This window comes from Rhodococcus sp. 06-1474-1B, from assembly GCF_002258885.1.
Classification (GTDB): Bacteria; Actinomycetota; Actinomycetes; order Mycobacteriales; family Mycobacteriaceae; genus Rhodococcoides; species Rhodococcoides fascians.
In genome coordinates, this window is the sequence record NZ_NOYR01000008.1 from 276,264 (window position 1) to 301,664 (window position 25,401).

Below are 25,401 nucleotides of genomic sequence, written 5' to 3' on the forward strand. Positions count from 1 at the left end.
CGACCGTGTTGACGCTCCACCGCGCCGAACGTGCAGGAACGCTCGCTGCAGCCCTCGCCGATGTACTGTCCGAGCCGCTGCCCGATGCCTTCGTACCCGAAATCGTGTCGGTGCCGGCGAGAGGTGTCGAGCGGTGGCTCACCCAGCGTCTGTCGAGCGTCCTGGGCGCTCCGGACGGTGATGGAATTGCCGCGAACATCGAGTTTCCGAGCCCGGCGAGGTTGGTCGCGCGCACCATCTCCGAGGTCGACGGCATCGATCCCGACGACGACCCGTGGTCTCACAATCGAGTGCTGTGGACCGCGCTGTCGGTGATCGACGACTGCCGCACCGAACCGTGGGCCGCGGTGCTCTCCAAGCATCTGGGTTCGGGATCGGACGATCATCGGGTAGGGCGCCGCTGGTCGACGGCCGCGCACATCGCGGAGCTGTTCCGCGCCTATGGATCTCAGCGACCCCAGATGCTGCGCGACTGGCGCGCCGGACGATTCACCGACGGGCTCGGCCAGGAACTGGACGACGACCTGACGTGGCAACCGCGGATATGGAGCCTGGTACGCGAGCGGATCGGCAGTCCGAGTCCCGCCGAGCGCCTTCCCGATACGTGTTCGACACTGCGATCGGAACCGAACGCGGTGGACCTACCGTTCAGGTTGTCGGTGTTCGGTCCGACTCGGCTGACCGCCGACCAGCTCGACATCCTGCACGCGCTCGCGCACCACCGCGACGTCCACATCTGGATCCCACACCCCAGCCCGTCGATGTGGTCCACACTCGCCGACATCCCGGCGGCCACCCGACGGCGCGACGATGTGACCGCTCTGGCCGTCGAGCACCCGCTGCTGGCGAGTCTGTCGCGCGACGTGCGGGAACTGCAGGCAACCATCGGGTCGATCGCCGATCACACCGTGCACCACGAAGGGCCCGGACCAACGCGGACCTTGCTCGGAACGATCCAATCCGACATCGCCGGCGACGAAGTGCCCTCTCACGCAACGACGGTCGGCGATCCAGCGCTCGCCGACGGCACCGTGCAGATTCACGCATGTCATGGGCCTGCCCGCCAGGTCGAGGTGCTGCGCGAGTCTCTGCTGCATCTGTTCGCCGACGACCCGACTCTCGAACCCCGTGACGTGCTCGTCATGTGCCCGGACGTCGAGACCTATGCGCCGCTGATCCGTGCCAATTTCGGCCAGGCCACATTGGTGCATCCCGGTCATCGACTGCGGGTCCGGCTTGCCGATCGGGGCCTGCGTCGCACCAATCCGGTACTGGATGTGGTGGCGACGGTGCTCGATTTCTCTGAGGGGCGAGTGACGGCCAGCGAACTACTCGATTTCGCGGCGAGCGGCCCGGTGCGGCAGAAGTTCTCGTTCACCGACGACGACCTCGAACGCCTCCGCGAATGGGTCGCCACGTCCGGAGCCCGCTGGGGCTTGACGGTGCGACAACGAGAATCCTTCGGTTTGAACAACTTTCGGCAGAACACCTTCAAGTCCGCACTCGACCGTATTCTCCTCGGAGTGGCGGCGGACGAGAGCGGGAACGACTATCTCGACCTCGCGCTGCCCCTCGACGACGTGGACAGCAACGACATCGGGCTCGCGGGCCGATTCGCCGAGCTGGTCGACCGGCTCGCCTCGGTACTACGGGCGCTGTCCGGGCGCGCCCCCGTGACCGAATGGACGCGGCAGCTCGGCCGCACCCTCGATCTGCTTGCCGACGTGCCCACCGCCGACGAATGGCAACTGGCGCAAGCGCATCGCGAGATCGCCGAGGCCACCGAGCACGGCGACACCGCCGAGCTGCGGCTGGCGGACGTGCGCGCCATGCTCGGTGGGCGGCTCACCGGCCGCCCCACCCGAGCGAACTTTCGCACCGGAGAGCTCACCGTGTGCACGATGGTGCCGATGCGATCGGTCCCGCACCGCGTCGTGATCCTTCTCGGTCTCGACGACGAGGTGTTTCCCCGCGTCGGCAGCCTCGACGGAGACGACGTCCTCGCACGCGACCCGGCCGTCGGCGAACGCGACATCCGCAGCGAGGACCGACAGCTACTGCTCGACGCCGTGATGTCCGCCGAAGAAAAGCTACTGCTCTTCTACACCGGTGCCGACCCCGTCGACGGATCGACCAAGCCGCCCGCGATCCCACTGCGCGAGTTGATGGACGTCCTCGACGTGACCGCCGGCCGTAGCGTCGAACACCGGCATCCACTGCAGCCCTTCGATCCTCGCAATTTCGAGGCCCGACACCCGTTCAGCTTCGACACGGTGGCGTTGGCAGGCGCAGTGTCTCAGCAGCGGCCGTCCGTACCGGTGCCGTTGTTCTTGCCAGATGCATTGCCCCCAGCGAATTCGGGCGACGTGGAACTCGCCGACGTGATCGCGTTCGTGGAGAATCCGGTTCAGGCGTTTCTGCGTCAACGTCTCGGGTTTGGAGTTCCCGAGCTCGAAGACGATCTGGCGGACAGTCTCGACATCGAACTGGATCCGTTGGCTCGGTGGAACATCGGCGATCGGATGTTGGCAGCGGTGCTGGCCGGCACGGACATCGGCGAATTCGCCGACGCCGAGTGGCGGCGCGGCACGTTGCCTCCGTTTCATCAAGGTCGACGCGAGATGTCCGACATCCGCCGAGTCGTCGGAATCATCGCCGACGCGGCCGCGCCGTTTCACGAAGGCCCGGCCGAGACCACCGACATCGTGGTCGATCTCGGTGATGGGCGACGTCTGACCGGTACCGTCACCGGCATTCACGACCGGACACTCGTGCGTTCGTCCTATTCACGGCTGGCGGCCAAGCACAGGCTCGCGGCGTGGGTGCGTCTGCTGGCGGTGGCAGCGTCCGAGCCGGGGGAGTGGAGCGCGGTCACCATCGGGCGCGCCAGCGGAATGCGTCCGCCTCGCCGGTCCCGCCTGACGACCCCTCCGAATCCCCTCGCGGTACTCCGCGACGTGGTGGACCTGCGGGATCGCGGATTGGTTGCGCCGCTGCCGATCTCGACCGGGACGGCAGCTGCCTACGCGGAGAAGCGGTTCGGCGGCGGATCGATCGAGGACGGTTACGAATCTGCCGGTTGGGCGTGGCGCGGCGATTTCGGTGACGGCACCGACCGATCGTTGCGATACGTGCACGGCCCGTCGCTCTCGTTCGGAACGTTGCTCGATCCGAGCCCTCTCGACGACGAGACCGACCCCGCGAACGAGCAGAGCCGCTTCGGAGTTCTCTCCCGCCGGTTGTGGGATCCATTGCTGACCGCAGAGAACATGGGGAACGCATGACCGCCGCACGCGGATTCGACCTCCTCGGTCCGATGCCGACCGGGACGACCGTGCTCGAGGCCAGCGCCGGAACGGGCAAGACGTACGCGATCGTCGGACTTGCGGCGCGGTACATCGCCGAAGGACTGGCCGAGATCTCGGATCTACTGCTGGTGACGTTCAGTCGCGCCGCGACCCAGGAACTGCGCGATCGCACCCGCAGCCGGTTCGCGTCGATCGCCCGAGACCTCGGTGATCCGGACTCTGCGCGTGGTGCGCGCGACCCTCTCGTCGCCTTTCTCGCCGCGGCAGACGACGAGGAAGTGGACAGGCGGCGCCGGCGACTGCGTAAAGCGCTGTCGGACTTCGACGCCGGGACGATCGTCACCACGCACAGCTTCTGCCAACGCATGCTCGACGGGCTGGGTATCGCGGGTGAGCGCGAACCCGAATCCACGTTCGTCGAGTCGGTGTCGGATCTGCTCGAGCAGGTGGTCGACGATCTGTATCTGCAGATGTTCAGCGGCGACGACGAGGCACCACCGTTCGGGCGACGCGACGCCCAACAACTGGCCGCGGCAGCCGTCGGAGATCAACAGTCGATCCTGTACCCCGACATCGACGACCTCGACGGTGACGACGGCAACCGGGAAGCCGCCCTGCGGGTGCAGTTCGCTCGGGAGGCCCGCCGTGAGGTCGAGCGTCGCAAACGTCTTCTCGGCATCCGCGACTATAACGATCTACTCGGACTGCTGCACTCGGTGTTGTCCGATCCCGTGCACGGGGAGGCAGCATGCGCGCGCGTGCGAGACCGGTTCCGTGTCGTGTTGATCGACGAATTCCAGGACACCGACCCCATGCAGTGGGACATCCTGCGCCGGGCCTTTCACGGCTACACGACATTGATCCTCGTCGGAGATCCGAAGCAGGCCATCTACGCTTTCCGCGGTGCCGAAGTGCTGAGTTATCTGGATGCGGTGCAGTCGGCCGATCATCTGTACGAGCTGACGGCGAACTGGCGTAGCGACTCCGGGCTCCTCGACGCGTTGGACCATCTCTACGGAGGTGCCGCCCTCGGACACGACGATATCGTCGTCCATCGCGTCGAAGCGCGGAACCCGTTCTCGCGCATGACAGGACATCCTCCGTTGCGGCTGCGCTATCTGCCCCGAACCGGAGCAGGACCGTTGCGTTCGGGATTCCCGGCGGTGGATCGACTCCGCTCTCGGGTGGCTGCAGATGTGGCGGCCGAGATCGTGACGCTCCTGTCCGGGAACGCCGTCATGGACCGGCCGGACGGGCCGAGGACGGTCGAACCGCGGGACATCGCGGTGTTGACTCGCACGACCAAACAGGTTGCGCTGATTCGAGATGCGCTCGACGCAGTGGGTGTGCCGTCGGTGGTGTCGAGCAGCACCAGCGTCTTCGGCACCGACAGTGCTCGACACTGGTTGTGGCTACTGCAAGCGATCGAACAACCGCACCGCACCGACCGCGTCAGAGTCGCAGCCCTGACACCTTTGCTCGGTTGGACTGCCGCCCAACTCGATTCCGGGGCCGAGGACGCTCTGTCGCAGGTGAGCAGCCGGCTGCGTGAGTACTCCGTGCTGTTCGACGAGGCGGGTTTCGCGGCAGTGTTCGAGCGGGTGTCGGCGCAGTCGGGTCTCGATGCTCGGTTGCTCGCGGTCGAGGCGGGGGAGCGCACGATGACCGACCTGCGGCACATCGCCCAACTGCTCAATCGCGCAGCGGTATCCGAATCGTACGGAATCACCGCTCTCACTCGGTGGCTCACCGATCGAATCAAGGAACCGGCAGCCGGCGGTTCCACCGATCGCAGTCGCCGGCTCGACAGTGACTCGGCGGCAGTGCAGATCATGACCACGCACGGGAGCAAGGGGCTGGAATTTCCCGTCGTCTACCTTCCGTACGCCTGGGACACGCTCTACTTCAGCTCACCGTCGACCCTGCTGCTGCACGAGGACGGCCACCGCATCCGGGACGTCGGCGGTCCCTCCGGGGCCGGCTACGCAGCACGAAAGCTTGTCAACGATCGTGAAGAAGCCGGAGAAGAACTACGGCTGCTGTACGTGGGACTCACCAGAGCCCAGTGCCAGGTGGTGTTGTGGTGGGCACCGGGACGCAACACTGCTACGTCGTCGTTGCACCGCATGCTGTTCGGCCGCATTCCGGGGATTGCGCAGCCGGAGCCGTCGTACAAGGTGCTCGACGACGCCACTACCGCCAACCGCGTGCAATCCTGGGTCGGTCCGTCAGCGGATCTGATCTCGATCGAGGCAGTCGGCCCCACACCACCCTCGGATCAGCAGTGGGTTCGACCCGAGGAGGAACACCGCGACGTCACTGCCGCTCGCTTCGGGCGTGCTCTGGATTTGCTGTGGCGTCGAACGTCCTACTCGGCCTTGACGGCTCACGCGCACGATGCGTCGCCCGTCGAGCCGGAGGTGGGGGTGACCAGTGAGGCCGAGAGGCCCGAGAAAGCGGATGAGCCTGTCGAACCTCCGCTGGGAAGCGCGAACCCGGACGAGCCCGTTGACGGGATCGCGTCACCGATGAACGGCATGCCGGCCGGTGCCGCATTCGGAACCCTGGTGCACGAGGCCCTCGAGCACGTCGATACCTCCGCAGCCGATTTACTATCCGAACTCGAGCAGCGCTGCAGAGCTGCCGTTGCCTCACGGATGGCAGATGTCGATCCGACGGCTCTGGCAGCCGCTCTGTTGCCGGTGATGCAGACACCGCTGGGCTTCGGGACGCTGGCCGACATCGCGCCGAACGACCACCTGGCCGAGTTGGATTTCGAGCTGCCCTTGGCCGGAGGCGACGACCCGGTGGACTCGAGCGTGACTCTGACATCGGTTGCGCAGCTGCTGCGTCGACATCTCGACCCGGCGGATGTCCTCGCGGACTACGCCGACCTGCTCGATGCAGTGGAAGCCACCCCACTGCGCGGCTTTCTCACCGGAAGTATCGACTCCGTTCTTCGGGTACCCGGCCCTCGCTACATCGTGGTCGACTACAAGACCAACCGCCTGGCCCGAGGCGATCTGACGACCGGCAATTTCACGCGCGAGAAGATGGCGCAGGAGATGATGCGGTCGCACTATCCGCTGCAGGCCATTCTGTATGCCGTTGCGTTGCACAGGTATTTGCGATGGCGTCAACCGAACTACCGGCCGGAGACGCATCTCGGCGGAGTACGGTACCTGTTCGTTCGGGGCATGGTGGGGCCGCAGACTCCGGCCGGCTGCGGTGTGTTCGACTGGGATCCGCCTGCGGCGCTGGTGGTCGAGTTGTCGGATCTACTCGCCGGAAAGGTACAACGATGACGAGTGTCTCGACGGCGCTGCGCGGCAGCGGAATTCTGCGGTCCTTCAACGACGCCGGTGTACTGACAGCGGCCGACGTGCACGTGGCGTTGCGGCTCGGTGCCCTGGCCGGGGAAGCCTCCGAACCGGTGCTGCTCGCCACGGCTCTGACGGTGCGCGCAGTGCGATCCGGATCGATATGTCTCGACCTGCAGCGACTGCGGGATGTCACGGTGGACGAGGAATCGGACGTGGATCCGAGCCTTCTTCCCTGGCCCGATCTGTCCGACGTTCTCGACGCGTTGGCGGTCAGCCCGCTCGTGCTCGGCAGCGCCAACGGGCCGCTGACGCCGCTGAAGCTGGTGCGCACCGACCTGGGTGAACTGCTGTACCTGGATCGATATCACCTGCAGGAGAATACAGTTCGAGGCATACTCGACGCTCGATCGCAGTCGCACCCCGTCGTCGACGGTGCAAAGATCGACCGTGCGTTGGCCGAATTGTTCATCGACGAATCCGGCGCACCCACCACCCCTCCCGATCGACAGCGGATTGCAGCAGCCCTCGCGGCGACGCACTGGACCACGGTCATAGCGGGCGGGCCGGGCACCGGTAAGACCCACACGGTGGCTCGAATTCTGGCGCTGTTGGTTCGAGAACACGGCAGCGATGTGAGAATCGGTCTTGCCGCCCCCACCGGCAAGGCTGCCGCTCGTCTGCAGGAGTCGGTGGCCGAGCAAGCGGGACTGCTGGGTCTCCCGGCAGAACTGAAAGCAATGACTCTGCATCGCCTGCTCGGGTGGAAACCGGGCAGCAAGACCAGGTTTCGTCATGACTCCCACAATCGACTGCCGTACGACGTGGTGGTCATCGACGAGACGTCGATGGTGTCGTTGACGATGATGTGCCGGCTGCTCGAAGCAGTTCGACCGGAATCGCGGTTGATACTGGTGGGCGATCCCGATCAGTTGACGTCCGTCGATGCCGGAGCAGTGTTGGCCGACCTCGTCGCAAGGCCGGTCACTGGCACCGAGAACCCTGTGTTGGCGCACCTGGTCGACGCGGATTTCGACGCAGCCGAGGATCCGGACGAGGCGGCGCTCAGTGCGTTCGAGCGAGACAGGTTGCGCGGCGGAGTGGTTCGGCTCAGCCGCGGTCGACGATTCGGTGGCGCGATCGCCCGTCTGGCCGTCGCAGTTCGAGACGGCCGCGGTGACGAGGTGATGAAACTACTCGAATCCGGTGACGACCAGATCTCGTTCCATGCACCCGAGGACACCGACGCATTGCGGGCCGACGTGGTCGACACCGCCGCCGAGGTCACAGCGGCGGCAACCCGCGGTGACGCCGCCGCGGCGCTGCTGGGACTGGAGAAGCATCGACTTCTGTGCGCGCACCGTGAGGGGCGGTGGGGCGTTGCGCTGTGGGATCGGCTGGCACTCGAGTGGGTGGGAGAAGCGAACAAGGCCTTCCTCGACCCCGCCTACTGGTACCCCGGTCAGCCGCTGCTGGTGACGGCCAACGATCACGAAGCGCGAATCTACAACGGAGACACGGGTGTTGTGGTGTCGGGTGAGAACGGAACTCCGATGGCTGCTTTCGCGCGGGGTCGCGGCCACGTTCTCATTCACCCGAACGTCCTCTCTGCCGTCCAGACCGTGTACGCGATGACGATTCACCGGAGCCAGGGCAGCCAGTACGACACCGTGTCGGTTCTGTTGCCCGCCGAGGCATCGACTCTGCTCACTCGCGAGTTGCTCTACACCGCGATCACCCGTGCGCGGTCGCATGTACGGGTGATCGGCACCGAGGAGGCCATCCGAGCCGGAGTCGAACGTCAGGTCCTGCGGGCCAGCGGATTGCGGCGAAGGATTCTGTAGCAGTTCAGCGACAGGCGTGCCGGTCCGATCCGGCTGCAGCTGCGATACTGCGGGCAACCAACAGCCAGGTTCGGGCCAGTCCCGTCCACACCGCGATCGAGGTGCCTGTTCCCTCGGCTGCGCTGCGGTCCGAGTGTGCGGCAGCCGAGCGATGCAGGGCGACGGCGTGTACACCGAGTTCGTCGATGTCCGCCCCCACGCACACCGAGTGCACTGTTTGCGCGTCGAGTTTGCGACCGGTCAATTGGCACAGAGTGTGCAGTGATCGCAGTTCGTCGGGAACGTCGGTGATGTCGAACGGGGGATCGGTCGGTGTCGAGTCGACACGGCTGTCCCCGGCAGTGCTGGACCGGACGCCGACGATTCCGCGCTGGAGGTCGATCGGCCCCGAGGCGGCTCCGTCTGCGGCGACGCCCCACACGCTGAGAAACGACGGATGGGGAACGTTCCACAGCTCGCGGAACGCCCGGGTCACCATTTCGGCGACGAGAGCAGCGTCGGCCCTCGAATCCGTTCGCGTGAGATCGATGACCGACCCGTCTGCGACGGGCTTGCCTCGGTCAAGCCACCCGAAGTCGAGCAACTGAACGTCGAGGGTGACCGACTCGGGTGCCTCTGGATACAGCAGCGAGGGCAGCGACGCGATCGACACCAGAGCCCCGTCTCGAGTTGCTGCGATGTCGATGTACGGCCGGAGCCCGCGCTCGCCCGGGCTGGCCTGCGCGGCCGTCACAGTGATGTAGTCCCGCATCGGCAGCGACCGCAGGTGCGCGTGCAGATTCTCGGTGAACGTGCCCCATGCACGCGCGGTGGTGAAGTCGAAATGGTCGTTCTGCACTGCGTTCACGGTGCACACCCTCTACTCGGACGAGAACTTCATTGCTGTGCCCGTGACGGTAGCGAGGGGGTCCGACAAGAACGGCCCGTCAGTAGACGTCGCGCAGATAGCGCTTGGCGCGCTTGAGGTCGTTCACGTAGTCCTCCGCGGCGTCGGAGGAGCGCCCACCGTGTTCGGCGACGACCTCGTGGAGTGCCTCGTCGACTCCCTGCGCCATGCGTGACGCGTCTCCGCAGACGTAGATCTGTGCGCCTTCTTCGAGCCAGCCGTACAGCTGCTTTCCGGCCTCGCGCATGCGGTGCTGTACATAGACCTTCTCGAACTGGTCGCGCGAGAACGCCAGATCCAGCCTGGTCAACAGACCGTCACGCTCGAAGTCCGTGAGTTCGTCCTCGTAGAGGAAGTCGCTCGCTCGATGTTGGTCCCCGAAGAACAGCCAGTTTCGGCCCGACGCACCGCGAGCCCGACGTTCGTGCAGAAACGCACGGAACGGTGCTACTCCGGTGCCCGGACCGATCATGATGATCGGAGTGTCGTCGGAAGGGAGTCGGAACGACTTGTTGGCCGAGAGAAACACTCCCGCTTCCTGCGCGTTGCCGACGCGATCTGCCAGGTACGTCGAGCACACCCCGCCGCGATCTCGCTCGGCCGATCGGTATCTCACGGTCGACACGGTGAGGTGAACGCTTCCTTCGTGCGCTGTCGGCGACGACGAGATCGAATAGACGCGGTGCTGCAGGGGACGGAGCAGGCCCAGGAATTCGGCGGGGTCGAGAGCACCCGACCGATCGAGGTCGAGAACGTCGACGACGTCGCGTCCCCATGTCCACGCGTCGAACGACGCCCGGTCGCCGTTCTGCAGCACGTGGTCCAGTTCGGCATCACCGGCCCGCTCGGCGATGGCTTCTATCAGGTCCATCGACGGTATGCCGATTTCGTATTCGGTGGTCAGGGCCTGGGCGAGGGTGATTTCTCCGGACTTGGTGTGGACGGCCGTGTCTGCGGGGACACCGAGACGGTCGATGACGGCCAAGACCAGTGCGGCGTCGTTGACGGGTTTGACGCCGAATCCGTCTCCCGCCTCGTAGGTGATTCCGCTGTCACCGAGGTCGATCGAGAAGTGTCGTACTTCTTTCGCAGAGGTGGGACCGGACAGCAATCGGTTGCTCGACACCTGTGCGCGGTACGGATTCTTCCGATTCCACGGTGACCGCTTCGATGCTGTTCGGGTGGTGCCGAGGTCGCCGGTTCGAGCGTCGATGTCCTGTACCTGCCTTGCCGTAGCTGTCGTGATCGGTCGAATGTCGAGAGTTCGCGAACCCTGCGGTATCGAAATGCCCGAACTGATCGAAACCTTAGTAGGGACCGCTCAGTTGCGGTGCAGCACCTCGATACCGTCCACGGAGTAGACGACGTCGTATCCGGTGGTCAGTGCCCGGTCGATCGCCTGCCGATCGCCGCGTTCGTCGGTCGGCCAACCCGCGGGCCGTTCTCGGTTGACGACGATCCAATCCGGGACGGTCGAGTCGGTCGGTCGCTGCGGAAACACCGAGACGTCGTGGTCGGCGACGAGTTGTGCCACGAGGTTGTTCGACGCCGCAACGCGGTCACCGGCGGGGATCCACGCCGAGATGTCGCGGGCAGTGGCTGCCTGTGGATCGACTCGCCACTCCTCGGCGTGCACCATCCGCGACATGGGCAGGAACGGTAGTGCCACCAGTGCGAACGCAGCGACGAAGGCGACGATCGCTCGTCGACCTCGTTCGGTCAGCTGGGCGTGGCGCTCGCTGCGTGCCAAGGCGTCGATCAGGGCGACGAAGACGATCACCATCAGAATGGCGTTGTAGTGGTAGATCGGTTTCCAGAAGTTGGTGTTGTCGCTGAGGAAACGCCAGGCAACCGTCGGTACTGCGACCAGCAGGAGTGGAGAGCGCAGCGCGAAGAACCCCGTGACGGCAAGCAATAGAAACGCCGTTGCGGCACGGGAGTCTCCGGCAACCAGCCCGTGCGCGGTATCGGCGATCCCTTCGCCGATGGGCGGCAATTTCGAGCCCTGGCCGTACGAGTCGTCGGAGCTCAGCGCCGGAACTATCACCTTGACGGCCACTATCACCCAGGTCAGCCCCCACACCGCGGTCATCGCGCCCAGGATGCGAGGGCGGCCGGTGGTGAACAGGGCAACCAGCGCGCCGATGACGACGACCGTCAAACCCATGTCCTCTTTGACGAACACCAACGGAAGAGCCCAGGCCAGAGCGGGCACCCAGCGCTCGCGAACGAGAGCCACCAGGGACATTGCCAGTAACGGCATCGCGAAGGCCACTTCGTGGAAGTCGAAGTTCAGCGCGGCTTGTACGCCCCACGACAGGCCGAACGCGCCGGCAATCACTGTTCCGACGACAGTGCCGAATTTCTGCACCGCCAATCGACTGATCGGAATCACCGCGAGCGCGAACAGAACCGCCTGAGCGACGAGCAGCGTCTCGGCATGAGGGAAGACGCGATACACCGGACCCAGCAGGGCCGTGATCGGCGAGAAGTGATCACCGAGGGTGTTGTAGCCGGTGCCCAGCAGATCTGAGGTCGGAGCCCGAAACTGCGAGTACGACGCGACCTGCTGCACGAATATTCCGAGGTCGAAGCCCGATGTGCGCAGTTGACGGTGGCCGAGAACGGACATCGTCGAGTACAGCGATGCAAGGAGTACGAACGCGACGGTCGGGACCATCACATCGGGAGACCGGAGTCTCCTGCGCAGACGGCCGATGACGCGTGTGCCGGTCGTAGTTGCGGCGACGCTATCGCCGTTGGTGACGACCTGGGATTGCTCGGTAGTGGTCACGAGATGGCATGTCTACCGGACCGACGTGAGATCTTCCTGAGAAACGCCGGTCAGCGCTTGCGTTTCTTCCCTTGCGTGCGCCGCGGCGGCTGCGAGGTCAGGTGGTAGTACAGCGCGTCCTCCGAGTCCTCCACGACGACGTCGATGTAGTCGCCCACCTCGAGGTAATCGTTGACTGCGATGCGATCGGTCGAGCCGATCACGGCTTTGACCGACCGTGCGGGGACGAGCCCACGGCGCCCGTCCGGACCGACGGCCAGGGCGTAGCGGGGGCCGGTGCGCGTGACGCGTGCCCGGATGAAATCGGGGTCCTTGGGGATCGGGTCGGGTGCCACCACGCTGCCGTCCTTCGAGGCGGCGGTCAGCGAGTCGAGCTGCGCGGCGAGATCGTCGGCCATGGCGTCGACTTGATCGAGCAGGTGCGCCATGTGCGCGGCGTAATCGGTGTGCTTCTTGGTCGGTTTGAGTGCTTCACCGGGCTTGTACATGTCCTCATGGGTCAGCTCGCCCCACGCGTCCTGCAGCCGCGTCTTGACCTGAACCTCCACCTTCACGTCGAGGTCGCCCTGATGAGTGGCCACTCGTACGACAAGCACAGCGTGATATGCCCGGTATCCGCTCGGCTTGGGAAACGAGACGTAGTCGGTGGGCGGCTGCGCGAACCGCACCGAGCATTTCGGATCGGTACACGCGCGCTCGAGTGCGGTGACGAACGAGAGCTGGTCCCGTGGGGTCTTGCACAGCACCTTGATGCCGACCAGATCGGGCAGTGCGTCGGCCACGGCGTCGGCGTCGTGCGGTTCGCTGATGCGTCCCTCGGACAGATATCGACGGAGTTTGTCGGCAGATCTGCCAGGGTCCTTGATCCGCGCGGTCTGGGCATTGAGTCTGTCTCGGTCGACATCTTCGAGTATCTCGTCGGCGATGGTCTCGAGAAAATTCTGTGCGGTGACGAGTGCGGCTTCCCACGCGCGACGACGATGCAGATACAGCTCTTCTACCAAGTCGTCGATGCTGCTGAGCGATGTCACGAGCCGAGGTTAACCCAGAGGCCCGACCAATCCCGGCGGTGGCGCGCGATCGGCCGTCGATGCGGGCGAACCCGGTTTAAGCTCTTCCGCATGACCGTGGCATCTGTGCAGAACGACGACTTCGTCGCGCAGTTCGATCCGTTCCGTCGCGAGCTGTTGGCGCACTGTTACCGCATGACCGGGTCCATCCACGACGCCGAGGACATGCTCCAGGAGACCTACATCCGCGCCTGGCGGGGGTACGCCAAGTACGAGGGCCGATCGTCGCTGCGCACCTGGCTGTATCGAATCGCAACGAACACGTGCCTCACCGCCCTCGAGGGGCGAGCCAAGCGTCCGCTTCCTACCGGACTCGGCGCGCCGAGTTCGGGCCCGACCGACGAGCTGGTGCAGAACAACGAGGTGCCGTGGCTCGAACCGATTGCCGACTCGGATCTGGCCGACTCGAACGACCCGGCCACGTTGGTGGTGGGGAGGGAGTCGGTTCGCCTCGCGTTCGTCGCGTCGCTGCAGCATCTGTCGTCGAGACAACGCGCAGTGCTGTTGATGCGCGAGGTGTTGCAGTGGAAGGCCTCCGAGGTCGCCGAGGTTCTCGCCACGACGACCACTGCGGTCAACAGCCTCCTGCAGCGGGCCCGCGAGCGACTCGAAGAGATCGCTCCGGAACTGGACAACGTGGAACCCATCGAATCTGCCGAACTGCGCCAGCTCCTGGCCCAGTACGTGGAGTGCTTCGAGCGTTACGACATCGACCGGCTGGTCACACTCTTCACCTCGGACGCGGTGTGGGAGATGCCCCCGTTCGTCGGCTGGTATCAGGGAGCCGAGACGATCGGATCGCTCATCCGAAACAACTGCCCCGCCCAGGGAGCGGGCGACATGCGGATGGTGGCGACATCAGCGAACGGTCAACCTGCGTACGGGCTCTACATGGTGGGCGAGGACGGAATACATCGACCGTTCCAACTACACGTTCTCGACGTCGACGCTCGAGGCGTCGGGCATGTCGCCTGCTTCTTCGATCTGTCGCTGTTCGATCGATTCGGACTGCCCGACCGCCTCTGAGCGACATCAGCTCGTCGGAACGGCCGAGGGGTCCATCCACATCACTTCCCACACGTGATCGTCCAGATCACGGAATGCTCGGCCGTACATGAACCCATGATCCTGCGGTTCCATCCACTTCGATCCACCCGCGGCGATGGCCGCGTCCGTGAGTGAGTCGACCTCGGCGCGGCTGTCGGCCGAAATACACATCAGTACCTCACGAGCCGACGTCGTGTCGCAGATCGAATCGGAGATGAAATCCCCGAACCTCGATGTGGCTAGAAACATCACCGTGGCCTGGTCGCTGACGATCATCGAGGCGGTGTTCTCGTCGCTGAAAATGTCGTTGAACTCGAACCCGAGACCCTCGAAGAATGCGCGGGTGGCCACGACATCGCGGACGGGCATATTGGCGAACAGCAAACGGGACATGGATGACACCTATTCGTCGGGTACCGGCACGACCGTCGAACAACGGTCGTGCCGGTACTGACAACGGTCCGTCGACAAATTCACCGGTGCCGTGCCCAGACACGACGCGACCCCGCCGAGACGTGCTCGACGGGGTCGCGGACTGCGAAATAAAGGGGGAAGGACGTTACCGGGTGATCTGCGCGAGGCGGGAAAGCATCCGCGAGAAAACTCGGCCGTCGTTGCCGAGATCGGCGTAGGGGTCTGCTGTGGTGTCCGACACGGTGGCGTCGGGCGTCACGGCAGCGAGGGTGCGCGCCAAGCGGGTGCGGCGCTCGATGGCGTCGAGGATGTTGGCGTCCAGCGTTGAAACTTCGTCGAAGAGTTGGTCGACGTCTGCGATCGCGTTGTCGGCATTGCTGGTGCCGGCTGCGAGCGAATCGATCTGAACAGTCACATCGTCTCCTTTTGTTCGCGTCCTGAGGTGTGAGTCGTTCGTCCGAGCCGAACCGTTACAACCCAAAATGTGTGAACGCGATGTTTCGTCTCGCAAACCAAGATGCCCACTGGACGGGCCTGGGCCAACCTTTACGGGGTGTGATGCTGCATACAGTTCGTTCGGTTCGATTTTCTCCGGCCTTCCGAACCGAGGCGTCGGAGTGGTTGCGCTCACGCCGTTCCGGGTAGCCAGGTCGTCGATACCCCCACGTGCAAGGAGTGAGCGATGCGATACGACTACCTGATCATCGGCGGCGGAATGGTTGCCGACAGTGCTGCTCGTGGGATTCGTGAACACGACGCAACGGGTTCCATCGGGATCTTCGGAGCCGATTCCGACGAGCCGTACACGCGCCCCGCGTTGTCGAAGAAGTTGTGGACCGACAGCGATTTCGGCCGTGATCAGGTTCCGCTCGGCACCGCCTTGGACACCGGTGCCGAGGTCCATACGGGTACGCGTATCGCGTCGGTTGACCGGTCGAAGCAGGCGGTCACGACAGCGGCCGGCGAGAACCACGAGTACGGAACGCTCTTGTTCGCAACCGGCGCAGCGCCCACGCAGATCGACCTGTCGCCCAGTCCGCGAGTGATCTACTTCCGCACCTTCGCCGATTACCGGATGTTGCGGGAACTGACCGAGACCGCGGAGCACATAGCGGTGGTGGGCGGCGGCTACATCGGAACGGAAATCGCAGCAGCGCTGTCTCAGCAGGGTGTCAAAGTCACCCTCGTCACGTCCGACGACGTCGTGGGCAGCCACATGTTCCCCCGCTCGCTGGCCGCCGGGTTCGACAAAGGGTTCTCCGATCACGGGGTCACCGTGCGCCGAGGAACCAAGGTCACGTCGGGTGCGGAGGCTTCGGCTCGTGTTCAACTGCAATTGGACGACGGGTCCGCGGTGGAAGCAGATGGGGTCGTGTTCGGCCTCGGCGTCCGGCCCAGCACAGACCTGGCCGAGGCGGTAGGTCTCGAGGTGGACAACGGCATCGTCGTCGACGAGTTCCTGCGCACCGCGGACGAGCACATCTACGCGGCCGGCGACGTGGCCAACTATCCGGACGCCATTCTCGGTCGCCGACGCATCGAGCACGTGGACAACGCAACCGAGATGGGCAAAGCGGCGGGCCGCAACATGGCAGGTGCCGGCGCGGCCTACACCTACACCCCGTACTTCTACTCCGACGTGTACGACGACGGCTACCAGGCAATCGGAACGGTGGCAACGTCGATGAACACGGTGGAGGACTGGAAGACGATCGGCAAAGAAGGCGTCGTCTACTACCTCGACGACGATGCCGTCGTGCGCGGGGTACTGATGTGGAATGTCTGGGAGGGGCTGGACGAGGCGCGCACCTTGCTGGCCGAGAAGAAGCCTCACACGGAGGAAACCCTGAAGGGGTTGATCTGAACTTCTGGAACACTCGACGGCGAGCACGCCGGACCGCGGTGCGACCGAGGAGAAATAATGTCTCAGTTCGATGCAGGCGATTCGGCACAGCAGCGCGCTCGATTCGATGACCGGGTGCATCGCCTCTGTGCCGACTGTCGGCTACCCGGCCATTCCGAGCCGTTGTCCGACGCCGCCGCAACGGCCGTCGCGGCGGGCAGGGTCGATGAAGCAACCAGAACGGTGCTCATCGCTCGGTGGCGTGCGGGGCGTTCTCTCCCGTCGGTCGGGGGATTCGGAACCTTGCGGCAGTTGGTGGACGAGCGGGATCGATGGCGTGCCAAGGATTCGTCGGGTAAGCCCGGCGCGGCCCTGGTCTACAAGTTGCGAGTCGCGGAGTCGAACAAGCGGATCGAGCATCTGCGAACCACGGTGGTGATGTCGAACCGGCACTACGCCAACGGCGTCCGCGCGGCACGTAAGGAACGTCGCGAAGGTATTCATCTCGACCTGGAACAGCGCGACGCGGTCTTCGATGCATTGATGCACACGCCCGCACCCCTCAAGTACGGGGTGCTCGCCGAGCGAGGTCTGACGTTGGCGGACGCCGCAAAGGATCGAGTCAGCACGCTTGCACGTAGAACGCCCATCGACAAACGGGTGCAGTGGGCAGCCGGGGTGGTCGATCAGTTGATCGATCGCAAAGACGACCGATTCTCGGACCGCTACGACACGCTGCTGTTTCTCGCGGGCACCTCGTTCGATCGCATACATCGCTCGCCGGCGTGGCAGTCGACGTACTTCGAGTTTCAGCGAAGCCAGGTCGATCTGTTCGTCGAGCTCGCCGAAATCTCGGTCGATGCAACGTCTTTGCGCTCGGTAGGGGACGAGTTGATCCGTATAGGTCGGACGATGGTCGACGAGGACACGGCGGAACAGGTCGAATCACGTCGCCGCGCACTGGAAGTTGTATGGACCCAGTTGACGGGACGAGTAGCTGCGTTGGTTCGTTTGGCCGATCTGGTCGAGTCCTCGGAGGGTGAAGCACGTACGTCGGACGCCATGGCTCGTGCCCACAGCCTGGACGACCGAATCGACGATCTCGTCGGACGGTCGGGCAGCCGGGAGATGTCGGCAGAGAACACGCATTTCGTCGGTGATCAGGTGCACTCCCAGTGGCGCGATCAGGTGCCGACATCGACACCCGACCGCGCCGTCGAGCTAGGCGATGATCGCGAAGAGAATGCCGGCAACCGCGAAGCTGACCACGGACAGAATCGTCTCGAGGACGGTCCACGTCTGTAGCGTTTGCTTGACGGTGAGGTTGAAGAACTTCGAGATGATCCAGAAGCCTCCGTCGTTGACGTGGCTCGCGATGATCGAGCCCGCTGCGATGGACATGGCGATCAATGCGACGGCGGGGGCCGAGTAGTCCTGCGCTGCGACAAGTGGGCCCACGATGCCACCGGTGGTGACGATCGCGACGGTGGCCGAACCCTGTGCGACACGCAGTGCACAACTGATGATGTACGCCAGGACGATGATCGGTAGACCTGCCGCCGCCATGGTGTCGGCCAGTGCGGTGCCGATCCCTGTGGCAGAGATGACCTTTCCGAAGAAAGCACCCGCGCCGACGACGAGCAACAGCATGCCGACCGGGCGCAGCGACTCACCTGTGAGCTTGCTCAGCTCCTGAACGGTGGACCCGCGGCGGATGCCCAGAACGTAGAACGCGATCAGCACGGCAATGAGAAGTGCGACGGCCGGAGTGCCGAAGAATGTCAGCACTTCGAGCAGATTGCCCGAGTCGAGCAGGATGCTGCCGAAGGTGGCACCGAGGATGAGGACCAGCGGCACCGCGATGATCGCGCCGATGGTGCCCACCGAGGGAGGCGTCGTGACCACCGGTCGTGCGGTGGTGACGGCACCGGCGCCACCGTTCGAGTCGCGGGGCGAGTCGTCCCCGTCGTTGATGAAGTCGTCCGGAACCTCGACGATGATCCGCTTACCGATCCAGTTTCCCCACACCAGGCCTGCAGCGATGAATCCGGGTATGCCACAGATGAAGCCGAACAGGATCAGCCAACCGAGATTGACCTCGAGCAGTCCACCGAGTGCCACCGGCCCGGGGTGCGGCGGCAAGAATGCGTGCGTCATCGACAAGCCGGCGAGCATCGGCAACGCGTACAGCACCAGCGACTTTCCGCCTTGGCGCGCAGCGACGTACACCAGCGGGGCGAGCACGAAGATGCCGATGTCGAAGAACACCGGGATACCGAAGATCAATCCCAGCAGGCCCATCGCGACGGGTGCGCCGCGCTCGCCGAATATTCCGAGCAACTTGGCGGTCAACGCCTGTGCGCCGCCGGACTTCTCGAGTATGGCCCCCAGTACGGTGCCGAGGCCGATGATGACGGCGATGTGCCCGAGAATTCCGCCGAAGCCGGTCTCGAGCAACGACTCGTTGCTCTTGATCGCGGTTCCGACGATTTGATTGACCGGAAGACCGGCAGCCAGGGCCAGGCCGAGTCCGACGATGAGCAGTGCGACGAACGGTTCCAGTTTGATCTTGATGATCACGACGAGCAACACGGCGATTGCTATGCCGCACAGCACCAGAAGGCCGGGTGTCGAGGTTCTCAGCCAGTCGACGGCAGAATTCATGACAGTTCTTTCTCGTTGGCGGTTTCGATGGCGTGGACGAATGCCCGGGCTCGTGCTGCGATGTCGTCCCACTGAGCGGTAGCAACAGAATTCGGCGGTACCACATCCGTGCCGGCAGTTACTGCCACTGCTCCGGCTGCCAGAAAGTGTGCGGCATTTGCGGCGTTGACGCCGCCGGACGGGACCAGACGTGCATCCGGGAACGGACCGAGCAAATCCTTGAAATAGGCCGGTCCGACGGTGCGCGCCGGGAAAATCTTCACCGCGTCTGCACCGAGGTCGAGCGCGGTCATCACCTCGGACGGGGTGAGTGCCCCCATCATCAGCGGTATGCGCGCGGCGGTCACCACGGCGGCGACGTCCGACCGCAGCCCGGGTGTCACGACGAAACTGGCACCCGAGTCCAGGGCGGCCCGGGCTTGATCGGCTGTGAGGACCGTTCCGGCCCCCACGATGGCACCCGCATCGGATGCGGCGCGGATGAGGTCGAGGACTCCCGGCGTGGTGAACGTGAGCTCCACAGCGCGAATACCGCCGCCGGCCAGGGCGTGTGCGAGTGCGGCGGGATCCGAGATGTGCGGCGCGCGCACCACGGCGAGTGCGCGGTCTTCGAGAATTGCCGTCAATGCATTCACGACGTCTGCTTTCTGGCTGAGTCCATACGCAGGGCATGGCCTGCCAAGGAGTGGGTGGGGACGAAATCGTCTATCGCGAACGAGCCGTTCACCATCACGTGGCTGATTCCCTCGGCCTGCTGTTTGGGCTCTTCGAACGTGGCGGTGTCTCGAACGGTGTCCGGGTCGAACACCACGAGATCGGCAGCATGACCCACGGCGATCGTGCCGCGCCTGCGCAGTCGTAACCGTGCAGCCGGACGACCCGTGAGGTGATTGATGCACTCCTCGAGTGAGAGCAGTTGCTCGTCCCGCACGTAGTGGCCCAGATAGCGGGGGAACGTTCCCCACGCACGCGGATGTGGCTTTTCGCCTACGAGAATGGCGTCACTGCCGCCCATGTGGCGCGGATGCTGCATGATCTCGCGAACGTTCTCCTCGTGCCCGACATGCTGCAGGATGGTCGTGGCCAGAGCGTCGCGGCGTAGAAAGTCGAAGAACACGTCGACCGGCTCGAGCCCTTCGTCCGACGAGATGTCGGCCATCGTGCGACCGACGTACCGGTCGAGTTCCGGGTTCGATACTCCGCTGAGCTGAATCGTCTCCCACTCGACGGTGACTCCGTGGCAGCCGTCCGAGCCGTCGACATCGACGTCCTGCGCTATGCGGCGACGCTCGGCCGGATCGTCGAGTCGTTCCAGCGCTCGGTCCGGCCCACCCGACATCGCCCAACTCGGCAACAGCGCAGACAGAGTCGTGGCCCCGGGTAGGTACGGATACGTATCGAGCGTGACGTCGCAGCCGTCGGCGATCGCGGAGTCGACACGGTCCAGAAATTCACGTGCCCGACCACGATTGACACCGAAATTCATCGTTGCGTGGGTCAGATGAAGGGCGCATCCGGTTTCTCTGGAGAGATCGAGCATCTCCTGGTAGGCGTCGAGTGCACCCGCGCCGTACGACCGGGTGTGGGGAGCATAGAACCCGCCGAAGTCTGCCACTACCTCACACAGTGCTCGCAATTCGCTTGTGTCGGCATACATTCCGGGTGTGTAAGTGAGTCCGCTCGACATTCCGACGGCACCGTCCTGCAGACCCTGTGCCAGCAACTCCTGCATGTGGGTGATCTCGGACGGCGTTGCGGGACGTCGATCGGCACCGACGGCCAGGTAGCGCAGCGTTCCCTGCGGAACCAGATATGCAGCGTTCGGAGTGATGCCTCGATCGAGTCGGGCGAGATACTCGGCAACCGTCCGCCAGGAGAAGTCCAGATCGACGGGATTGCCGTTCCACCCGGCGATCTGTCGCCGAATGACGTCCAACGTCGCATCGTCGATGGGCGCGTACGCGATGCCGTCCTGTCCGATCACCTCGGTGGTGACACCCTGGCTGATCTTGGCGAAGTGCCCAGGATCGGTCAGCAACCCCAGATCGGAGTGCGCATGCATGTCGATGAAGCCGGGGGACAGGACGTGACCTGGTGCTGCATCGACGATTCTGTCTGCACTGGAAAGGCTTCTGGGCTCGACGAGTGCTGCAATGGTGCCATCACGGACGAGAACGTCCCGACGCAGCCGCGCGGAACCGGTGCCGTCGATGACGTCGAACCCGCGAAATAGTGTGTCCACCATCAAGTTCTGCTTCCTAGAAAAAGGTGTGTATCAGATCGACCACGAGTGGGTCGTCGCTGTCCGAGTCGTCCACGACGGGAATCAGACGCCATTTGTCGAACGCAGTGCAGGGGTGCGAGAGGCCGAGCCGCAGCACCGCCCCCACCGGAAGTGCGTCGGCGTCGTCTGCCGGTAGTCGAAGAAAAGCATGCTGGTCGTTGAGTGCCGTCACCTCCGCGCCCTGATCCAGGACTTCATTACCTCGAACACGTTGCGGGACGGGCATTCCTTCGTCGAAAGGAAAGTCGCGCTTACCTGCGTCCAGCAATGCGAGGCCGGGCTCGGGGCGTGACACCACTCGCGCCCATCCGTGCATCGCAGAAACCAACGGCGTCTCGGTTCGGGCGGGAGTCAGCGGTGAGATCTGCGAATAGAAGCCGTCGTCGTGCGCCACATAGGCCCCGGATCGGAGCACGACGTCGGTGCGCACGCCGTTGCCCGAGGTCAGAGAATGCAGGCGTTCGACCACCAGATCCTGGTACGCGCTCCCGCCTGCGGTCACAATGGCGTGATCGCCGTACAGTCCTTCGGCATCGAAGGTGCGATGTAGTGCGGCGAGAGTGTCGAGGTAGGTGCGTACTGCCGCGAGACCGGCCTCGGAACGGTCGTGGCTCAGGGCACCCTCGTAGCCGCCCACACCGGCCAGTGCGAGGCGCGGTGACGCGGCGATCTCCCGTCCTACTGCGACGGCCTCCTCGGTTGTTCGCGCGCCGGTTCGTCCGTGCTCGCCGCCGAGTTCGACGACGACGGACACCGGTCGATCGCCGTGATCGGCAAGGATGCGGTTCATCTCTCGCACCGTGGCGACGCTGTCCGCCCAGCAGTAGAACTCGAACTCGGGATGCGAGTCCAGTTCGGCAGCAACCCAATTCAGAGCAACAGGATCGACTTCGGCATTGGCGAGAACGATTCTCTCTACACCGAATGCGCGTGCCACCTGAACTTGCCAACCGGTAGCGAGGGTGATGGCCCAGCAGCCCGCATCCAGTTGCTGCTTCCACAGTTGGGGAGCCATGGTCGTTTTGCCGTGGGGTGCCAGGAGGACGCCCGCCTTCTCGGTCCACTGCGCCATCACATCGACGTTCGATGCGATGCGTGTCCTGTCGAGGGTGAGTACTGGGGTGGTGAACTCCGACAGCCGCGGCGCGGTGGCCAGAAAGCTCTCGGCGCTCTGTCCCCACGATCTCGCTGGAAGCGATTTGTGTTCGGGCCCCAGGAGTCGTCGACTCAGCGCCTCGACTCCGGCAGTGTCGATCACGGCAGTCTCCTCGAGTTCTGCGTTGCGCTATATGCAACGACGGTTGCGTATCGTGTCTTTCATTTGTAGTCTGCATCCAACGATGCATTCCCGCAAGAGTTCGAGGAGACGGACATGGCAGCCCCCCGGGTGGTGTGTGTAGGCGAAGGCCTCGCTGTCCTCGTCGCGGACCCTGGCCCACTGGAACGGTCGGAGACGTTCCATCGCACGGCTGGAGGTGCGGAAGCCAACGTGGCTCGTGTCCTCGTCCAACTGGGAATCGAGGCTGCGTGGGTCTCGCGGGTGGGTGACGACGGGTTCGGCCGATATCTGGTCGCGGAACTCGACACTGCCGGTGTGGACACGTCGGGCGTGATCGTCGATAACGGGCGGCCGACGGGCCTCTACATCAAGGAGCGCGGATCGGGGTCCGATCGCCGTCACGACCTGCCTCTGGGAGACAGTGCGATGACGTACTACCGGTCTCTTTCGGCTGCTACTGCGCTCTCGCCCAACGATATTCACGACGAGGTGCAAGCGTCGATCGACTGCGCCGACATCGTCCATTTCACCGGCATCACCGTCGCCATCTCACCCACTGCGGAACAATTGACGCGAAGCCTCATGGCCCGCCCCTCCACTGTCAGCTTCGATCTCAACTATCGGCCGGCCTTGTGGGCCGGGCGTTCGGACGACGCGGCCCGCGTCCTCGGTGAGCACGTCCGCGGTAGCGACATCGTGTCGATGGGTGCCGACGAGGCCGCTTCGGTGTTCGGGACATCGAGTCCAGTGGAACTACGCGAGATGTTTCCCGAGCCCCGTCATTTGGTGATCAAGAACGATGCACATACCGTGACGGCATTCGAGGGCGTCGCGCGAGTCGACGTCCCCGCATTGACACTCGACGTCGTCGAAAAGATCGGTGCAGGTGACGCTTTCGCCGGCGGCTTTCTGGCCGCGTTGCTGATGGGATACAGCGCGGCGCAGCGTATGCGATTCGGACATCTCTGTGCCGCAGGCGCATTGACCGGCCACGGTGATGTGGCGAAAGTCCTGCCGCACGACGAACTGGCAGCACTGGCCGGAATCGACGACAATGCATGGGCGACACTCGACTACGCGGCCGTGGCAGCGGTGCACACCGAGGCGGCATCGTGAGCCAGAGCTTGTCGAGGGCGCTGACGATCCTGGGTTTGCTCGGGGACGGATCGAAGTCACTCGACGAACTCGCCGCAGTCCTCGGTGTACACAAGACGACGGTGCTGCGACTGCTTCGGACCATGGAATCGGACAGGTTCGTCAGCCATGGAGCAGATCACCGGTACCAACTCGGTTCGAGGCTGTTCGAGCTCGCAAATCACGCGCTCGAGCAGCGAGACGTGCGCACCGTCGCGCGACCGCATCTCGCTGCACTGAACTCCGACACGGGCCAGACGGTGCACCTGGCCACGTACGAGGCGGGGGAGGTCATCTACATCGACAAGTTCGACGCACAGCAGAGCGTGCGGATGTACTCACGCGTCGGCCGGCCGGCACCGCTGCACTGCACCGCGGTGGGAAAGATACTGGTCGCAGGCCGCCCGCGCGCCGAACGAGAAGAGATCGCTCGACGCATCACGTACACGCCGTTCACGGAACGCACGATCAGCACACCGGAGCAGTACCTGCGCGAGCTCGAGCTCGTGGACCAGCAGGGTTTTGCGGAGGACCGTGAAGAACACGAGTCTTTCGTCAATTGCATCGGCTGCGCGGTGCGCAACGGGACCGGAGATGTGGTGGCCGCGGTGTCCATGTCGGTACCGGACATGTTGCTCGACCATCAGCAGGTACTGGCTGCGCTGCCCGCAGTGCGCGGCACGGCAGCGGCAATTTCCGAAGGACTGGGCTGGCGGCCGCCCGATCGATATGACCGCCCACTGACAAACGACAGTTCGATGGAAGGAAAATCATGAGCGAAAAGATCGAAATCCGCACCACCGGTGCCCCGGCCCCGGCACACACCTTCTCCCAGGGGGTGCGGAAAGGGCCGTTCGTGCAGGTTTCCGGTCAGGGCCCGGTGGATCCGGCGACGAGCGAATACCTGTTCCCAGGTGACGTCGCCGCGCAGACCACTCGGACCTTGGAGAACGTCAAGGCAATCGTGGAAGCCGGCGGGGCGACGTTCGACGACGTCATCATGCTGCGCGTGTACCTGACCAAGCGTGAGGACTTCTCGATCATGAACGACGCCTATGGCGAGTTCGTCTCGGCGCACACGACAGGCGACGTGCTGCCGAGCCGCACGACCGTGTTCACGGGACTCCCGCGCGAGGAGATGTTGGTCGAGATAGACGCCATCGCCGTCGTCTGACTGCACGCTCGACCTAGATGTTCACACGAAAATTACATCTGACCAGGCGATTTGCGTAAGCGTTGGTCTTCGCGTAACTTTTGTCGAGTCAGAGCGACACGGACACCGACCCGGTCTTCACAAACCGGGACAACGAGGTTGTACGGAGTACGTCCTGAACAACCCAGACAAGGCAGAGGTTATCAGCCATGTCTGGGGTTCGAGCGTGTAAGCCCCGGACGTTGCCGTTCACACGGTGACCATGGTGTGTGCGTGTTCTTTGAGAACTCAACAGTGTGTCGATGAATGTCAGTGCCGAATTTTATTTGGTGAAAGCATTCGATGTATCAGCCATCCGCTT

At 64.3% G+C, this 25,401-nt stretch carries 18 protein-coding genes and 1 pseudogene; 9 read left to right on the forward strand and 10 right to left on the reverse strand.

Going from position 1 to position 25,401, the window contains the following annotated elements; all coding sequences use genetic code 11:
* The first annotated feature begins 5 nt into the window (after window positions 1-5).
* The 3 genes from recC to recD are packed head-to-tail and all read left to right on the forward strand — an operon-like array spanning window position 6 to window position 8,472.
* Window positions 6-3,284: an exodeoxyribonuclease V subunit gamma gene (gene recC / locus CH266_RS02705; protein WP_094714631.1), complete on the forward strand. Its 3,279-nt coding sequence runs from the start codon at window positions 6-8 to the stop codon at window positions 3,282-3,284.
* Window positions 3,281-6,613: a UvrD-helicase domain-containing protein gene (locus CH266_RS02710; protein WP_094714632.1), complete on the forward strand. Its 3,333-nt coding sequence runs from the start codon at window positions 3,281-3,283 to the stop codon at window positions 6,611-6,613. The genes recC and CH266_RS02710 overlap by 4 nt, the downstream gene beginning before the upstream one ends.
* Complete coding sequence (recD, locus tag CH266_RS02715; RefSeq protein ID WP_032389545.1) at window positions 6,610-8,472, forward strand: exodeoxyribonuclease V subunit alpha; 1,863 nt, start codon at window positions 6,610-6,612, stop codon at window positions 8,470-8,472. Before CH266_RS02710 ends, recD begins: the two co-directional genes overlap by 4 nt.
* 4 nt (window positions 8,473-8,476) lie before the next feature.
* Here recD and CH266_RS02720 read toward each other — a convergent pair whose 3' ends face one another.
* From CH266_RS02720 to CH266_RS02735, 4 genes and pseudogenes are all read right to left on the reverse strand, one after another.
* Window positions 8,477-9,319, reverse strand: coding sequence for a TY-Chap domain-containing protein (locus CH266_RS02720; RefSeq protein ID WP_094714633.1), 843 nt, complete (start codon window positions 9,317-9,319; stop codon window positions 8,477-8,479).
* 79 nt (window positions 9,320-9,398) lie between these two features.
* A pseudogene (locus tag CH266_RS02725) lies at window positions 9,399-10,541 on the reverse strand (sulfite reductase subunit alpha); the annotation flags it as partial.
* Between the two features lie 138 nt (window positions 10,542-10,679).
* Window positions 10,680-12,152 carry a DUF2079 domain-containing protein gene (locus CH266_RS02730; protein WP_255175819.1) on the reverse strand — a complete coding sequence of 491 codons (1,473 nt, stop codon included), beginning with the start codon at window positions 12,150-12,152 and terminating at the stop codon, window positions 10,680-10,682.
* Window positions 12,153-12,202: 50 nt separating this feature from the next.
* A complete protein-coding gene (locus tag CH266_RS02735) occupies window positions 12,203-13,183 on the reverse strand; it encodes a GTP pyrophosphokinase (RefSeq protein ID WP_027497694.1) in 981 nt (326 codons plus the stop codon).
* Window positions 13,184-13,273: 90 nt separating this feature from the next.
* Between CH266_RS02735 and CH266_RS02740 the strand changes: the two genes are divergently transcribed.
* Window positions 13,274-14,248 (forward strand): sigma-70 family RNA polymerase sigma factor, encoded by a 975-nt coding sequence (locus tag CH266_RS02740; protein WP_027497693.1) that lies wholly within the window; start codon window positions 13,274-13,276, stop codon window positions 14,246-14,248.
* Between the two features lie 6 nt (window positions 14,249-14,254).
* Here CH266_RS02740 and CH266_RS02745 read toward each other — a convergent pair whose 3' ends face one another.
* Together CH266_RS02745 and CH266_RS02750 are read right to left on the reverse strand one after the other, a co-directional pair.
* A complete protein-coding gene (locus CH266_RS02745; RefSeq protein ID WP_032372903.1) occupies window positions 14,255-14,662 on the reverse strand; it encodes a VOC family protein in 408 nt (135 codons plus the stop codon).
* Between the two features lie 166 nt (window positions 14,663-14,828).
* The gene (locus tag CH266_RS02750; RefSeq protein WP_032364406.1) at window positions 14,829-15,098 is read right to left on the reverse strand and encodes a hypothetical protein; all 270 of its coding nucleotides are present in this window, start codon (window positions 15,096-15,098) and stop codon (window positions 14,829-14,831) included.
* 267 nt (window positions 15,099-15,365) lie between these two features.
* Here CH266_RS02750 and CH266_RS02755 point away from each other — a divergent pair, with 267 nt between their 5' ends.
* Both CH266_RS02755 and CH266_RS02760 read left to right on the forward strand, forming a co-directional pair.
* Entirely contained in the window at window positions 15,366-16,547 is a 1,182-nt protein-coding gene (locus tag CH266_RS02755; RefSeq protein WP_094714635.1) for an NAD(P)/FAD-dependent oxidoreductase, read from the forward strand.
* A gap of 57 nt (window positions 16,548-16,604) precedes the next feature.
* A complete protein-coding gene (locus CH266_RS02760; RefSeq protein ID WP_052054990.1) occupies window positions 16,605-17,831 on the forward strand; it encodes a hypothetical protein in 1,227 nt (408 codons plus the stop codon).
* Here the strand turns inward: CH266_RS02760 and CH266_RS02765 are convergent.
* The 4 genes from CH266_RS02765 to CH266_RS02780 are packed head-to-tail and all read right to left on the reverse strand — an operon-like array spanning window position 17,748 to window position 22,732.
* Window positions 17,748-19,190: a GntP family permease gene (locus CH266_RS02765; RefSeq protein WP_094714636.1), complete on the reverse strand. Its 1,443-nt coding sequence runs from the start codon at window positions 19,188-19,190 to the stop codon at window positions 17,748-17,750. The genes CH266_RS02760 and CH266_RS02765 overlap by 84 nt on opposite strands.
* Complete coding sequence (locus tag CH266_RS02770; RefSeq protein WP_027497688.1) at window positions 19,187-19,825, reverse strand: bifunctional 4-hydroxy-2-oxoglutarate aldolase/2-dehydro-3-deoxy-phosphogluconate aldolase; 639 nt, start codon at window positions 19,823-19,825, stop codon at window positions 19,187-19,189. Before CH266_RS02770 ends, CH266_RS02765 begins: the two co-directional genes overlap by 4 nt.
* Complete coding sequence (locus CH266_RS02775) at window positions 19,822-21,432, reverse strand: N-acyl-D-amino-acid deacylase family protein (RefSeq protein WP_094714666.1); 1,611 nt, start codon at window positions 21,430-21,432, stop codon at window positions 19,822-19,824. The genes CH266_RS02770 and CH266_RS02775 overlap by 4 nt, the downstream gene beginning before the upstream one ends.
* A 16-nt stretch (window positions 21,433-21,448) precedes the next feature.
* The gene (locus CH266_RS02780) at window positions 21,449-22,732 is read right to left on the reverse strand and encodes an alanine racemase (protein ID WP_094714637.1); all 1,284 of its coding nucleotides are present in this window, start codon (window positions 22,730-22,732) and stop codon (window positions 21,449-21,451) included.
* Between the two features lie 114 nt (window positions 22,733-22,846).
* Here CH266_RS02780 and CH266_RS02785 point away from each other — a divergent pair, with 114 nt between their 5' ends.
* Genes CH266_RS02785 through CH266_RS02795 form a run of 3 tightly spaced genes read left to right on the forward strand, consistent with a single transcriptional unit; the run spans window position 22,847 to window position 25,061 of the window.
* Window positions 22,847-23,869 (forward strand): sugar kinase, encoded by a 1,023-nt coding sequence (locus CH266_RS02785; RefSeq protein ID WP_094714638.1) that lies wholly within the window; start codon window positions 22,847-22,849, stop codon window positions 23,867-23,869.
* Window positions 23,866-24,663, forward strand: a complete 798-nt coding sequence (locus CH266_RS02790) for an IclR family transcriptional regulator (RefSeq protein ID WP_051365195.1) — start codon at window positions 23,866-23,868, stop codon at window positions 24,661-24,663. The genes CH266_RS02785 and CH266_RS02790 overlap by 4 nt, the downstream gene beginning before the upstream one ends.
* Window positions 24,660-25,061, forward strand: coding sequence for a RidA family protein (locus tag CH266_RS02795; RefSeq protein ID WP_027497684.1), 402 nt, complete (start codon window positions 24,660-24,662; stop codon window positions 25,059-25,061). Before CH266_RS02790 ends, CH266_RS02795 begins: the two co-directional genes overlap by 4 nt.
* Window positions 25,062-25,401: the final 340 nt, after the last annotated feature.

Bases quoted from the DNA above. Each gene is read 5' to 3' on its own strand.
- CH266_RS02755 (WP_094714635.1), top strand. From the start codon at position 15,366: ATGCGATACGACTACCTGATCATCGGCGGCGGAATGGTTGCCGACAGT.
- CH266_RS02710 (WP_094714632.1), top strand. From the start codon at position 3,281: ATGACCGCCGCACGCGGATTCGACCTCCTCGGTCCGATGCCGACCGGG.
- CH266_RS02740 (WP_027497693.1), top strand. From the start codon at position 13,274: ATGACCGTGGCATCTGTGCAGAACGACGACTTCGTCGCGCAGTTCGAT.
- recD (WP_032389545.1), top strand. From the start codon at position 6,610: ATGACGAGTGTCTCGACGGCGCTGCGCGGCAGCGGAATTCTGCGGTCC.
- CH266_RS02785 (WP_094714638.1), top strand. From the start codon at position 22,847: ATGGCAGCCCCCCGGGTGGTGTGTGTAGGCGAAGGCCTCGCTGTCCTC.
- CH266_RS02765 (WP_094714636.1), bottom strand. From the start codon at position 19,190: ATGAATTCTGCCGTCGACTGGCTGAGAACCTCGACACCCGGCCTTCTG.
- CH266_RS02760 (WP_052054990.1), top strand. From the start codon at position 16,605: ATGTCTCAGTTCGATGCAGGCGATTCGGCACAGCAGCGCGCTCGATTC.
- CH266_RS02745 (WP_032372903.1), bottom strand. From the start codon at position 14,662: ATGTCCCGTTTGCTGTTCGCCAATATGCCCGTCCGCGATGTCGTGGCC.
- CH266_RS02795 (WP_027497684.1), top strand. From the start codon at position 24,660: ATGAGCGAAAAGATCGAAATCCGCACCACCGGTGCCCCGGCCCCGGCA.